Raw genomic sequence first — 14,238 nt, forward strand, 5'->3', positions numbered from 1 at the left:
CTTTCTAATGTTAAAATAATCATAATGAGATACGAAAGGAGATTTTCGATTGAAATTTTTTCATACAGCAGACTGGCATTTAGGAAAACTCGTGCAAGGTATATATATGACAGAGGAACAACGATTTGTTTTCAATCAATTTTTAGAAGCAATTGATCTAGAAAAACCAGATGCAGTAGTGATTGCAGGGGATTTGTACGATCGAGCAGTACCGCCGACGGAAGCTGTAAATTTATTAGATGATTTATTAGCGGAAATAGTCTTAAAGCGTCAAACACCTGTTTTAAGTATTGCAGGAAATCACGATAGTCCCGGACGCTTAAATTTTGGAAGTAATCTAATGAAAGAAACAGGATTACATATTGTTGGCCAGTTAAATAAAGAACTAAAATCAGTCGTATTAAATGACGAGTATGGAGAAGTACATTTCCATCTTGTACCCTACGCAGATCCTTCTCAAGTCCGTTATATATTAGAAGATGAAACGATCACCACTCATAACCAAGCAATGAAAAGAATTGTAGAAGAAATTAACGATAAAATGGATGCTACCAAAAGACATGTATTTATTGGACATGCATTTGTTACTCCTCATGGACAAGAAGAAGAAAACACTAGTGAATCCGAGCGACCGCTTGCGATTGGAGGAGCAGAGTATGTAGATGCTGCACTTTTCAAGAACTTTCATTACACAGCACTAGGGCACTTACACCAGGCGCACTATGTCTTAAACGAAAAGATTCAATATGCTGGATCTCCTTTAAAGTACTCCATTTCCGAAGAACATCATAAAAAAGGATTTTTAATGGTTGAACTAGATGAAGAAGGCAATATTACTGTAGAGAAAAGATTGCTCTCTCCCAATCGAGACATGCGAACGGTAGAAGGTTATATGCAAGAAATACTAAAACAGCCTGTGAGTGAAGACTATGTATTTGTTAAATTAATCGATGAGACACCGATTTTATCTCCAATGGAACAAGTTCGAACTGTTTATCCAAATGCGATGCATGTAGAAAGAAAGGTTTTTCAATCAGCAGTACAAGGAAGAGAAAAGGAACAATCGAGTCGCAAAAAAATAGACAATTTTACGCTATTTCAATCTTTTTATACAGAAGTAAGTGGAAAGGAACCATCGGAAGAAACGGAAAAATTATTTAAAGAGGTTTTAACAAGCATGATGCATGAGGAACGGGAAGGAGGGGCCAATGCGTGAAACCGATCCAACTGAAAATGACTGCATTTGGGCCATATAAGTTTACCGAAACAATTGATTTTACAGAGTTAAAAGATAATCGTCTATTTGTTATTTCCGGGGCAACTGGGGCTGGGAAAACAACTATTTTTGACGGAATTAGTTTTGCCTTATACGGATCGGGAAGTGGCGAAGATCGACGAGATACTAAAATGATGCGAAGTGATTTCGCCACAGATGAGACGCATACTGCTGTCGAGCTAATATTTGAGATACACAATCGCAGATATCGCATTTTAAGACAGCTTTCCCATGTGAAAAAAGGAAATAAGGGAGCAACGGGAGAACGCTACGAATTTTTTGAAGTGAAGGAAACAGGCGAAGTGCCTGTAGTCGAAAGACAAATTGTTTCGGAAATTAATAAAAAAGTAGAAGAAATTATTGGGCTAACACAAGATCAGTTCAGTCAGATTGTTATGCTTCCACAAGGGGAGTTTCGAAAATTATTAACTTCTCAAACAGAAAATAAGGAAGCTATTTTGCGCAAAATTTTTAAAACAGAGCCATATAAAATGATTAGCGAGAGATTGAGAGATAAAAAGCAAATAGCAGAAGCTGAGCTGAAAAAGGAAGAAACGACTCGACATAGTTATACCGAACAGATTATTGCTTCCTTTCCAAGGAGAGATTCCAACCTTTTTCAACTGATTGAATCGGATAACTATAATACTTTTCAGCTTGTAGAAGCATTAAAAGAAGAAACAAGCTTCTATAAAGAGAAAACTCAATTGGACGAGCTTGCTTACAACGAAGTGCATAGAACACACGCAAGCAAACTAGGGGCCTATCACGAAGCAAAAACGATAAATGAGCGATTTATAGAGCTAGACATAAAAGAACAGAGACTTAATAACTTAAAAGAACAATCGGAAGAATACGCCAGGAAGCAACACCGACTAGTCGAGGCTGAACGAGCAAGCGCTATTGAAACGGTGGAAAACTACTATGTTGAACTCCAGCAGGAAGCAAGTAATAAGTCGAAGCTACTCGAAATAGCAAAAGAAGCAGTATTAGAGGCAGAAGAATCAGCAAGGCAAGTCGAAGTTTCTTATACGATGGAAGCAAATAAAAAAGAAGCTCGGGAAAAAAGTGTAGAAGCACTTATTCAGTTAAATACATTACTACCTTTATTTGAAGAGTTGGAAACGAAAAGAAACGACATGCTCGAACATGAAAAACATACAGAGGAACTAAACAAACAAGTGACATCTAAAACAAAGCTGTTTATAGAAGAAAAAGCATTCTGTTCATCTCAAAAAGAAGAGGTAGATACGCTGGAAGCGCTGGTAGAACCTTTAGACAATAAAGTACAACAGCTTGCCATTTTACAATCTCAACATAACATGATGCAACAATTCAGCGCGAATGAACGACTTTTACATTCTTTAAAAATAGAAGAAGCGTTACAAGAAAAGCTGTTTCTGGAGATGCAGGAAATATATCGATTAAAAGAAAGCAATTGGATGAGTAATCAGGCGAGTATACTTGCATCCAAACTTATAGCTGGAGAGGCTTGTCCGGTTTGCGGAAGTATGGAACACAAAGAAATAAGTGCAAACATGCATAATCTAACGATTAATGAAGATGAACTACAGCATGTTAAAAAACAGTTATCACAGCAAGAGTCGAGTTTATTAACGATTCGTGCAAAAAAAGAAACGGCACAAGAAGCTTTCGAAAAGATGCAAGCTCAGTTAGAAGAGTTTCATGTAACTGCTCTAGAAGCAAATCAACTAAAAGAGGATGTCGAAAAACTAGAAGAAGAAGTAACAAAACTTCGATTAGACAAAGAAAGACTCGCTATTTTAAGAGAACCTTACAAAGCCAACCTTTTAAAAATGGATAAACTAGAGCAAGAAAAAAACAGTTTGGAAACTTCCTACCAACAACATAAAAACTTGTTTGAACAAGTAAAAGCGGTATACCAATCAAAAAAGAGTTCTATACCTGCACATATTGCATCTTTACAAGAGTTAAACGATCAACTAATAGAAGCTAAGAAGTACAAAGAAGAATTAGAAAATGCTTGGGATGAAGCACAAAAACAACAAAAGCTAGTATCAGAAGCTTTTACAAGAGCAATATTATCTCTAGAACATGCTACAACTGCATCTCAGGAAGCAAGTGAAAAGAGGGAAAAAGCACATGCTCAATTTGTTGGAGCATTAACAAAAGCAGGCTTTGATACGATGGAATTGTACATAGCGGCGAAAATGTCGGAAACAGATCGAAGCGCTCTAAAAGAACTATGTAACGCATATAAGCAAGCTCTTCATACACTTACAGAGCAAGTAACAGAAGCGCAAGAGCAGCTGAAGGATAATGTAAAAGTCGAGCTAACTCCCTTAGAAGATGAGTTATCTCAATTAAAAATCGCTTATGAAGTGGCATTAAATGTACTGAACAGCTCAAAAGAATATGCAAAAGTGGGACTCGAATTAGAAGAAAAGATTGTTTCTGCAAGCACTCGGATTTCTATATTGGAGCAGCAATTAAGCCGCATAATTGATCTGTATGATATGCTGCGAGGTCAAAATCAATTGAAAATATCGTTTGAACGATTTATACAAATGGAATACTTAGAGCAAATAATACACGCTGCGAACGAGCGATTAAAACATTTATCCAATGGTCAGTATTACTTAGTCAGAAGCGAACGACAAGAAACGCACGGGAAGCAGAGTGGGTTAGGCCTAGATGTCTATGATGCTTACACAGGGCAAATGAGAGATGTAAAAACACTATCCGGAGGAGAAAAATTTAATGCATCACTTTGTCTAGCACTTGGAATGGCGGACGTGATACAAAGCTTCCAAGGGAGCATTCGAATTGAAACGATGTTTATCGATGAAGGGTTTGGCTCTTTGGATGAGGAATCACTAAATAAAGCTATTGATACGTTGATCGATTTACAAAAATCAGGAAGAATGATTGGTGTCATTTCACATGTTGCAGAACTAAAGGCGGCAATCCCAGCTATTTTAGAAGTGGATAAGCTAAAAGAAGGGTATAGCAAAACAAAATTTGTCATTAAATAAGAAAAGGGTGAGCCTAGTAGAGGCCCACTGAAAAAGCTATCATTTCTTAGCGAGTTCTTCAACGACAATTCGTTCAAGAACTCGCTTTTTGATGATGGCGAATATCGTTGTGGCACCTTGTATTTCCATGCCAAATAGACCCGCAAGGGTGCTGGATTGTAACCGGGCATCTGGATCTGTTGAATAGCTTAATTGCGTTTCGTAATCTTCGATGGCTTCTTTTACAAAATTAGTTCCTATTATTATAAAAGAAACACGCCTCTTTTTAGTTTAATGAGTATTTATTTTATGACGATTGGAGTGGAAGGCGGCGACTCCAGCGGGAAAAGCGCGTCCAGGTGAGACCCCGCAGGAGCCTGCGACGAGGAGGCTCACGGACCGCCCGCGGAAAGCGTCCGCCTGCAACGGAATCTCCTAGATGTTATTTCAATCTGAAACCGATTTTGAAATTACTGAATGAAAAAGAGGAGAAATAGACAAAGAAATCCGGCACTTCCTGTTCAAACTGGAAGTGCCGGATTTTTGTTTAAAAAGAATTTACTGTTTTAACAACGTAAGTTTTTCAGTGGCCTCTAGTAGAGGCCCACCCTTTTTCGTGTTATTCATTATTAAGTATTGCTAAAAAGTCTTCATCGTTATCAACGCCTAAAATGTTATAGCCAGAATAACCTTCAGGGTCTAAAACTGCTGGATCTGCACCGAATTCATACAGTAACGCTGCTAATTCATAGTCTTCGCTATATAATGCAGTAGTTAAAGCGTTTGAATATTGATCCGAAGTATTAGGATCAGCTCCAGCCTCCAATAAAATTTCTGCTATAGAAGTATAGCCATTATATACAGCGAGAAGAAGCGCAGTCGTTTGTTCAGCATCTTGTTCTTCTAAGTTTACTCCACTTGCAACAATTTCTTGAACTTTTGTGTCATCTGCATCCGCCACTGCCTCCATTAAAGGCGTTAGCTCATATGAAGTATCTGTAAACATGTCAGATTCATCAGAAAAGGTTTCATCTAAAACGCTCCCAGAAAAGAGACTTGCATAAGTGAATGTCCCAGCCGCAAAAAGAGCAATAACCCCCATATATACTGCAAAGAAAATTCCGAGTAACGCACCTATACCTAATGCAATTTTTGTTGTGTTTGAATAGTAACTAGGCGTACCAGTCACTCGCATAAAATTGCCAACAGATTGAATTCGTTTTGGTAAAAGTGGGTGGCTTGATAGTACCTCACTCAACCATACTGCAACATTTGACTCCGAATTAATTTGTTCTAAATAGGCATTCTCGTCCACTTCTGCATATAGTTTTTTCCCTACTCCAAGAATGGTGAGAGCTCGTTTAGCTGCTACTCCATCTTGTATATAATAAGCAGCCTCCCGATCGCAAGTATACTCGCATGAACGACTATATGCTTGGGAAAGAAAAGGGAAAAATTGAGCTGGCATGATCATTATATTTTTCCATACATGTCTACGTTTCACATGGGAAAGCTCATGTGCAATGATAAAATCTAACTCCGCATCTCCTTGTTCTCTAGCAAGTTCAAAAACTTCCGAATAAATAACAACCATGTTTCTTCCAAGGAATCTTGTTGCGAATGCATTAAACGCACCTTCAGAGTGAATCACAAATACATCCGGCACTTTTTTTAAATTCATCTTAGTGGAAAGAGCTACAACACGTTCATAGACATCTGGAAATTGTTTTTCACTAATACGTATTCCATTCCCACGAATGGAGCCTAGCATAATGGCATTTGCATACAGTAAAACAGCCAATAAGATAAGTAGAATTGCAATACCAAATATAGATGCAACTGCAAGTATGTATACAAACAAACTAAAAATAACACTTAAAATAAAATAGGGTGTTTCTCTATTAGACGTTAACTCTTTTAATGACAATTTCTACACCTCCTCAAAATATTAATAAACTTACTAAATATTGCTAGAAAAGTCAATATGAATAATATATGGTTTTCACACATTTACTCAACACGACATATTATTTTTACAAGAGGTGGTGAAAGATGCGCGATGAAAAAGGGCTCGTACTCTACGATCCTTATGAAACGGAACAACAGGAATGGAAGAAGCAACAAGTAAAAGAAAGAGCCAAACAACTACTAACCATTATCTCTCCTATATTCATTTTATTGCTTTGGGAGTTTTGTTCTCGAACAGGTATACTCGATATTCGATTTTTCCCCCCGCCTAGTGCAATAGTATCTACATTTCTCGAGTTGGCAGCAAATGGTTTGTTATGGACACATATATCTGTTTCTTTATATAGAATTGCAGTTGGATTTCTACTGGGTGTGATTCCGGGGGTAATTATTGGGTTACTGATGGGGTTGTACGCACCAATTCGACATTTTATATCTCCTATTGTAATGGCTTTTATGCCAATACCTACACTAGCTTTAATGCCTATCATTATTATTCTCTTTGGGATTGGAGACTTTTCAAAAGTAGTAACAATTGCAGGTAGCGTATTTTTCCCAGTCGTCATTAATACTGTAGCAGGCGTGATGAATATAGACAGAGTACATTTAGATGTTGCAAAAAATTACGGTGCCAGTCCAAAGGATTTTTTTCTTAAAATAGCATTTCCAGGCGCACTTCCTGTCATGCTAGAAGGTATTCAAATGGGGCAGGCAATTGCACTTTTAACAATTGTAGCTGCGGAAATGATGGGAGCCACTTCAGGAATCGGGTATTTAATCTGGACCTCTTATAAAGCATTTATGTTAAAAGAAATGTTTGTAGGCTTAGTGCTTATTTCTTTTTTTGGGTTTCTGTTTTCCCTTTTCTTACGTGGGCTACAAAAGAAAATTGTCCCATGGAGGTGAGTAAATGAGTAATTCTGTTAAAATCTCTATTGAAAATTTAACAAAAGTATTTTACAAGAAAAATAATAGTGTGACAGCTGTCAAGGATGTGTCCCTTCAAATAGACGAAGGGGAATTTGTCTGTTTAGTTGGACCGAGTGGGTGTGGAAAAACAACCTTATTACGAATACTGGCAGGCTTAGAATTACCAAGCTCAGGTACGTTCACAATCTCCTCAGAATCAGACGTTCGACCTTTACAATCCATGGTGTTTCAAGAAAAAGGAGTTATTCCTTGGTTAACAGTGGAGGAGAACGTTGCATTTGGGCTCAAAATGCGACATTTACCAAAGGATTTTATTCGCAAACAGACAGCGTACTATTTGGAAAAAGTAGGTTTAAGTAAATTTTCAAAACTATATCCGAAAGAGCTATCTGGTGGAATGAAGCAACGAATTAGTATTGCAAGAGCATTTGCAAATGATCCTGAAATTTTACTTATGGATGAGCCGTTTGCGGCGTTAGATGAGCAAAATAAATTTATCTTGCAAGAAGAATTACTTTCTATTTGGTCTGAAACAAAGAAGACTGTGCTATTTATTACGCATAGTATCGATGAGGCCTTGTTACTTAGTGATCGAATTGTGCTAATGAGTGCACACCCAGGGGAAATCATAAAAGAATTAATTGTTCCGGTACCAAGGCCACGAACGATGGAGCAAGTTCGGGCAAATGTCGAGATGGCGGAACAATTTATTGTTATTTGGAATCATTTACAACAAGAAGTACAGAAATCGAGAAGATAAAGGAGGAAGTTTGTGAAAAAACGTTGGTTATTACTATTCGCATCCGCTGTTCTTTTATTAGGTGCGTGTAGTTCAAAGGATAATGAGGGTACGGGCAAGATGGACGACAAAGTAAGTAAAGATAATCCTTCAGGTGATTTAGCTCCACTCGAAAAGAAAGTCAAAGTTATTATTGCGGAAGATGGAGCAGCATCCGGTGCAGGGTTTTATATTGCGAAAGAAAAGGGATATTTTGAAGACTACAATATTGAAGTAGAATTTGCACAATTTGCGAATAGTGATGAAATGCTACCAGCTCTTGCATCTGGTGATGTAGATATTGCTGGAGGAGTATCAACAGCTTCTTTCTTCAATGCAATTGCTCAAGGGATTGACGTGAAAATTATTGCAGACAAAGGGCATAATGTACCAGGGAAATCATATTTCTCATTTGTTATTGGCAATCAAATGAAAGATGAAATTAAAGAATACAAAGATTTTAAAGGAAAACGTATCGGTGTATCATCTAAAAACTCGATTGATGAGTACATCTATTGGGAAATGCTTAAACACGCTGGTTTAACAAATGACGATGTAGAATTTGTGCTGCTTGGAGACTTTGGAAGTATGCTTGGAGCAATTGAAAATGGTTCCATTGATGCTGCACTTCAAATTGAGCCGTTAATAGCACAAGGGATAGAAAATGGTTTCCATGTTCGTTTTGGAGATACGACGGATTATGCGCCAGAATCACAAATTGCAATGGTACTTGGTTCTCCACAATTTATGAGTGAGGAAAAAAATGTATCATTACGCTTTATGACGGCTTATTTAAAAGGAGTTCGGGACTATAACGATGCCTTTATTAAAGGAGAAGGAAAAGAAGAAGTAATCGACATTATGACAAAGCATACTTCCTTAAAAGATCCGGCACTATGGGAGAAAGTATTTGTAACAGGGTTAGATCCAGATGGGAAAATGTTTTTAGATGATGTTGTGAAACAATACAATTCCTACAAAGAAAATGGTGCAATCGATGGAGATGTGGACTTTGACAAAGCAGTGGATACGTCCATAACAGAAAAAGCGGTAGAGATTTTAGGAGAATATAAGAAATAAACGTCCAATTTTTATTGGGCGTTTTTTTAAAAGGCGGATTGGGTAATTATGTAGGAACTTGCTCATTTGTACATTAAATGTACTCGATAGTATACAATGAGAAAATATCGAATGGTAAATGAGGTGCGTGAGATGGTGAGTGTTTTAGTAGATGCAGATGGATGCCCAGTAGTAGACTTAACGATTGAGGTAGCACAGCATTTTGGATTAAAAGTGACATTGCTATGTGATACGGCTCATTATATGCAAAGACAAGGTGCAGAAACGATCATGGTATCGAAAGGTGCAGACGCGGTGGATTTTGTGCTTGTAAATAAAGTGCAAAAAGGAGATATCGTCGTTACACAAGATTATGGACTTGCCGCAATGGTTTTAGCGAAACGAGGGTTTGCAATTGATCAAAATGGACGCTGGTACACGCCTGATAATATAGACCAGCTTTTAGACAGTCGCCATATTTCGAAAAAAATAAGGCAGGCTGGAGGCCGATTAAAAGGTCCTAAAAAACGTCAAAAGGAAGACAATGAAAAATTCGAAGCAAGCTTTAAGAAGCTATGTGCACAAGCATTAAATAACTAAAACTATTCATTAGATTGCTTAAGTAGGTCAACGGCTAGGTTGGGAGTATTAGTAAAAGCTCCATTAGCCTTTAAATTAAGTGCTTTTTTCATATCCATCTCGTTATTAATATTGTAAAGATGAATTTGAAATGCATGTTGTTGGACCTCATGAATAAAGTTCTTATCAACTGCGTTTAGGTTTACTCCAATTCCACTTGCATAAGTACTTAAGCTATTATAATCTTGGTCGGAAAGAGCGGCTTTCTCTTTGAAACTGAACAGTTGAATAAGAGGAAGTCTCGGCTCTAATTCATGAAACTCTGTTAAACTAGACCTGTTAAATGATTCAATAATTACTTTAGGAAGCTTCTTATTTACATCGATTAAATCATATTGATGTAGCAAAGCAATTAACTCTTCTTCCATTTCCTCATATATTTTCGGAGATTTCATTTCAATATAATAGTTCGCTTCGTCTCCAAAACGCAAAAATACCTCCTCTAATGTAGGTACATCCAAATCTTCAAATGCTTCATTTGCCATACTAGGATATGTACTATTAAACCATTCTCCTGCATTTAGCTGCTTTAATTCTTCTATTGTGTAGTCTTTTACTAATCCAACCCCATCTGTAGTGCGGTCTACCGTTTCATCGTGCATAGCTACTAATACGCCATCTTCTGTCATCTGTAAATCGATTTCAAGATAAGTGGCCGCAGATTGTTGTGCTATTTCATAAGCAAGCATCGTGTTCTCTGGAGCATATGTAGAAGCTCCGCGATGGGCAATAATTAAAAACTCATTGGAGGGAATGGGAACTGCACTTTTATCCGCACACCCAGCGATTAGTAAAAATAAAACGAGTATGATATGTTGTTTTCGCATGAGAAATCTCCTTTCAAGGGAAGAGATATAAATTCAAAGACGATTAGGTATTCACTTATTATCATATGAGGAAACAGTTGTACAAGATGCATGAAGGAAAATGCCGCAATGGAAAATTAAGATAGGTAAAAAGCGACGAACAAGAAGCATTCATTTGCATGATTGTTCTTTTTTTGATTATAAAAAGTAAACTAACTATTTAACAAACGCCTACTTTTTTGATATATTAAACCGAATGGACAAAATTTAGAAAAGGTGGAGTAAAAAATGGAAACAAATGCATACAGAGTATTACTTTACTATAAATATGTCCCGATTGAAGATCCAGTAACATTTGCACAAGAACATCTTGCTGCTTGTAAAGAGATTGGGTTAAAAGGGCGTATTTTAGTATCAGACGAGGGAATTAACGGGACATGCTCGGGAACAATTGAACAAACTGACGCATACATGGACATGATGAAAGCGGACGTTCGATTCGCAGACATGGTGTATAAAATAGATGAAGCAGAGGGCCATGCATTCAAAAAAATGCACGTTCGTCCGAAGCAAGAAATTGTACATTTAGGATTAGCTGAAGATATCAATCCAAATGAACTAACTGGTAAATATTTATCGCCAAAAGAATTTTTTGAGCAAATGCAAGCAGAGGATACAATCGTAATCGATGCTCGTAATGACTATGAATTTGACTTAGGTCATTTCCGTGGAGCAGTTCGTCCGGATATCCGCAACTTCCGTGACCTACCAGACTGGATGCTTGAGAACAAAGAAATGTTCGAAGGTAAAAAAGTACTTACCTATTGTACTGGCGGGATACGCTGTGAAAAATTCTCAGGTTGGTTAGTAAGAGAAGGTTTTGAAGGTGTAGGTCAACTACACGGCGGGATCGCAACTTACGCCAAAGATCCAGAAGTGCGCGGACAGCTTTGGGATGGTCAAATGTACGTATTCGACGAGCGAATTGCTGTGCCGATCAACCAAGTAGAACATGTCATCGTAGGGAAAGATCATTATACAGGGGAGCCATGTGAGCGCTATGTAAACTGTGCAAACCCAGATTGTAACGACAAGATTCTATGCTCAGAAGAAAACGAGCATAAATATTTACGCAGCTGTTCAGACGAATGTCGCGAGCACCCACGCAACCGTTACATCGCAGAACATAATTTATCTGAAGAAGAAATAGAAGCTAGACTAGCTGCTATTAAATAAACTATATAAAAACAACACTATCCCACGCTGATGAAACTAGCGTGGGATCTTTAACGTTTATTTAAAAGATGACTCTGTTAAACGATCATGTTGTTATGGACGAAAATCCGCTCGTTTTCCGCGAACGAACTGCCAAGCCTCCTCGGGAGTCGCGCGCTGTTTTAAGCATTTTTAAACAGAGAATTATTAAGGATTATTACAGTAGTGTTACTGGTGCCTGGCACCAGCAACACTACTGTAATAATAAAATGTAATAAGTTGTGGAAATGGTGGATAAGATGTGGGTAAGGTGTTTATTTTGGGTTGCATAAAATATAACACTTTGCTATAAAGGGAATTGACCTGGGCATATCGAAAGTAACTAAGAGTTCGTATTTTAACTTTATTCAGCATGGGTATAACCCTCACTGAATAAAGTTAAGTCTCCGGCGGATGCCACAGATTTTGTAAGGGAGCTAATCGTGCAAGCACGAGGCCTGCGTGATGCAGGTCAGTTAACCGTTGTCGCATGGATGCGACGTTCTTAGGCTAACTTCCTTATCTATCTGGACGCAAATACTCCGGGGTGTAATTGAATTTAGGAATGGGGGAAACGTAAATGGCAATCGAAGTGAAGAAAATTTCAGATTTGAAAGAAGTCAACGTATCCAAACTAATTCAAGAAAGCGAAAAAGAAGGGTATCGTTTTGTATCGAGACTAGCATCCGAATATGAAGACGGTACAAATCGATTCAGTGAGCAAGGGGAAGCACTTTACGGGGTGTGGGATGATGAGGAACTAGTTGGAATCGGTGGGATAAATCGAAGTACGACTAGTGCCGACGACAATTCTGCAAGACTATATCGTTTTTATACTTTACCGGAACACCGCAGAAAAGGAGTCGGAAGTGAATTATTCAAAATAATCACCGACAATGCAAAAGGTCAGTTTAGCAAAATAACAACGAAAACGGAATCTGCAAAAGTGGATGCTTTTTATCGTGCAAATGGATTTTCATTAGAAGAACGTTCACCTGATACAACACATGTACTTAGCTTAGAGTAGAAAGGGTTTTACAATCATGAACATGCAACAATTAATAAAGCAATTTCCTTTAATAGAAAAGCTTCAAAAGACGGAAGAGACCATATGGTTCAACCCGAATGAAATAAAGACGGAGGACGCTTTAAAACAGGTCCCTATTACAAAAGAAATGGTGCAAGATGCAAGTGATCGATTAGATCGATTTGCTTCGTATTTACAAATTGCTTTCCCTGAAACAGTAAAATCAAACGGAATCATTGAATCACCACTAGTTGCTATTCCGAAAATGGAATCTGCCATAAAGGATTACTTCCAAGTTGATTTTGGTGGAGAGCTTTTATTAAAATGCGACAACGCATTACCGATATCTGGATCTATTAAAGCGCGTGGTGGCATTTATGAAGTACTTAAAACTGCAGAGACACTTGCAATTCGAGAAGGTTTATTAAAGGAAACAGACGATTACGCTGTTCTTGCTACAGATAAGTTAAAACAGTTTTTCTCGGGCTATTCGATTGCTGTAGGCTCAACCGGAAACTTAGGGCTAAGCATAGGAATAATGAGTGCAAAGCTTGGTTTTCGAGTAACCGTTCATATGTCGAGTGATGCAAAGCAGTGGAAAAAAGATATGCTTCGCGAAAAAGGGGTAGAAGTCATTGAATATGCCTCTGATTATAGCATTGCTGTTGAAGAAGGAAGAAAACAAGCCGAACTAGACCCTAGTTGCTTCTTTATAGATGATGAAAACTCCATCGATTTATTTGTTGGATATGCAGTTGCTGCAAATAGATTGAAAACACAGTTGGAGCAGCAAGGTAGAGTAGTGAGTCAAAATCATCCGCTGTATGTCTATTTACCTTGTGGAGTTGGTGGAGGTCCGGGTGGTGTTGCATTTGGATTGAAGCTCATATTTGGTGACCATGTACACTGCTACTTTGCAGAGCCAACACATTCGCCATGCATGTTACTAGGAATGCTGACAGGATTGCATGACAAGATCGCAGTTGGAGACATTGGGCTAGATAATAAAACAGCAGCGGATGGGTTAGCAGTTGGAAGACCCTCTGGATTTGTAGGGAAAACAATGGAACAGCTAATAAGTGGGAGCTATACAATAAGTGATGAAACGATGTATTCATTACTCACTTTAATCGCCGACACGGAAGAAATTCAGCTGGAACCCTCTGCGCTTGCTGGAATGACAGGCCCAATGCATTTAGCAAGGAATAACTTCAATCTAGAAAATGCGACGCATATAGTATGGGCGACTGGTGGAGGTATGGTTCCAGACAATGAAAAGGAAATCTACTATAAAAAAGGCCAACAGTATCTTAAATTGTAGACTCGTTTTTAGATAGTTTAACAATATAGCTTTCTAACAAATAAAACGTCCTTAAATGTTTTCTAATTTTAAGGGCGTTTTAAATTTGTACATATTTGAGTTAATTTCATAAATATTACTTTGTCATTAAAATACGAACATTTATCACTTGGTTGATTGAAGCGGCAGGCGGCGACTCCAGCGG

At 37.9% G+C, this 14,238-nt stretch carries 11 protein-coding genes; 9 read left to right on the forward strand and 2 right to left on the reverse strand.

Features of this window, described 5'->3' with window-relative positions:
* Positions 1–49: 49 nt before the first annotated feature.
* Positions 50–1,216, forward strand: a complete 1,167-nt coding sequence (locus tag MHB48_RS00605) for an exonuclease SbcCD subunit D (RefSeq protein WP_342599672.1) — start codon at positions 50–52, stop codon at positions 1,214–1,216.
* Positions 1,213–4,293: an SMC family ATPase gene (locus tag MHB48_RS00610; RefSeq protein WP_342599673.1), complete on the forward strand. Its 3,081-nt coding sequence runs from the start codon at positions 1,213–1,215 to the stop codon at positions 4,291–4,293. The genes MHB48_RS00605 and MHB48_RS00610 overlap by 4 nt, the downstream gene beginning before the upstream one ends.
* A 598-nt stretch (positions 4,294–4,891) precedes the next feature.
* Here the strand turns inward: MHB48_RS00610 and MHB48_RS00615 are convergent.
* Complete coding sequence (locus MHB48_RS00615; protein WP_342599674.1) at positions 4,892–6,199, reverse strand: M48 family metallopeptidase; 1,308 nt, start codon at positions 6,197–6,199, stop codon at positions 4,892–4,894.
* 125 nt (positions 6,200–6,324) lie between these two features.
* On the opposite strand from MHB48_RS00615, the gene MHB48_RS00620 reads away from it, so the two are divergent.
* The 4 genes from MHB48_RS00620 to MHB48_RS00635 all read left to right on the forward strand — a co-directional run bounded on the left by MHB48_RS00620 (position 6,325) and on the right by MHB48_RS00635 (position 9,607).
* Complete coding sequence (locus MHB48_RS00620; RefSeq protein WP_340916737.1) at positions 6,325–7,146, forward strand: ABC transporter permease; 822 nt, start codon at positions 6,325–6,327, stop codon at positions 7,144–7,146.
* A 4-nt stretch (positions 7,147–7,150) separates the two neighbouring features.
* Complete coding sequence (locus MHB48_RS00625) at positions 7,151–7,930, forward strand: ABC transporter ATP-binding protein (protein WP_342599675.1); 780 nt, start codon at positions 7,151–7,153, stop codon at positions 7,928–7,930.
* Between the two features lie 12 nt (positions 7,931–7,942).
* Positions 7,943–9,028: an ABC transporter substrate-binding protein gene (locus tag MHB48_RS00630; protein ID WP_342599676.1), complete on the forward strand. Its 1,086-nt coding sequence runs from the start codon at positions 7,943–7,945 to the stop codon at positions 9,026–9,028.
* Between the two features lie 132 nt (positions 9,029–9,160).
* Positions 9,161–9,607 (forward strand): YaiI/YqxD family protein, encoded by a 447-nt coding sequence (locus MHB48_RS00635; RefSeq protein ID WP_340925073.1) that lies wholly within the window; start codon positions 9,161–9,163, stop codon positions 9,605–9,607.
* 2 nt (positions 9,608–9,609) lie between these two features.
* On the opposite strand, the gene MHB48_RS00640 is transcribed toward MHB48_RS00635, so the two are convergent.
* Positions 9,610–10,473 (reverse strand): glycerophosphodiester phosphodiesterase family protein, encoded by an 864-nt coding sequence (locus tag MHB48_RS00640; RefSeq protein ID WP_342599677.1) that lies wholly within the window; start codon positions 10,471–10,473, stop codon positions 9,610–9,612.
* A 267-nt stretch (positions 10,474–10,740) separates the two neighbouring features.
* On the opposite strand from MHB48_RS00640, the gene MHB48_RS00645 reads away from it, so the two are divergent.
* The 3 genes from MHB48_RS00645 to MHB48_RS00655 all read left to right on the forward strand — a co-directional run bounded on the left by MHB48_RS00645 (position 10,741) and on the right by MHB48_RS00655 (position 14,054).
* Entirely contained in the window at positions 10,741–11,688 is a 948-nt protein-coding gene (locus MHB48_RS00645; protein WP_342599678.1) for a rhodanese-related sulfurtransferase, read from the forward strand.
* Between the two features lie 598 nt (positions 11,689–12,286).
* On the forward strand, positions 12,287–12,733 hold the full coding sequence (locus MHB48_RS00650) for a GNAT family N-acetyltransferase (RefSeq protein ID WP_342599679.1): 447 nt from the start codon (positions 12,287–12,289) through the stop codon (positions 12,731–12,733).
* A gap of 13 nt (positions 12,734–12,746) precedes the next feature.
* Positions 12,747–14,054, forward strand: coding sequence for a D-serine ammonia-lyase (locus MHB48_RS00655; protein WP_342601271.1), 1,308 nt, complete (start codon positions 12,747–12,749; stop codon positions 14,052–14,054).
* Positions 14,055–14,238 lie beyond the last annotated feature (184 nt).

The organism is Psychrobacillus sp. FSL H8-0483 (genome assembly GCF_038637725.1).
Classification (GTDB): Bacteria; Bacillota; Bacilli; order Bacillales_A; family Planococcaceae; genus Psychrobacillus.

Coding starts and splice junctions, on each gene's coding strand:
- MHB48_RS00620 (WP_340916737.1), top strand. CDS start 6,325: ATGCGCGATGAAAAAGGGCTCGTACTCTACGATCCTTATGAAACGGAA.
- MHB48_RS00635 (WP_340925073.1), top strand. CDS start 9,161: ATGGTGAGTGTTTTAGTAGATGCAGATGGATGCCCAGTAGTAGACTTA.
- MHB48_RS00625 (WP_342599675.1), top strand. CDS start 7,151: ATGAGTAATTCTGTTAAAATCTCTATTGAAAATTTAACAAAAGTATTT.
- MHB48_RS00645 (WP_342599678.1), top strand. CDS start 10,741: ATGGAAACAAATGCATACAGAGTATTACTTTACTATAAATATGTCCCG.
- MHB48_RS00640 (WP_342599677.1), bottom strand. CDS start 10,473: ATGCGAAAACAACATATCATACTCGTTTTATTTTTACTAATCGCTGGG.
- MHB48_RS00650 (WP_342599679.1), top strand. CDS start 12,287: ATGGCAATCGAAGTGAAGAAAATTTCAGATTTGAAAGAAGTCAACGTA.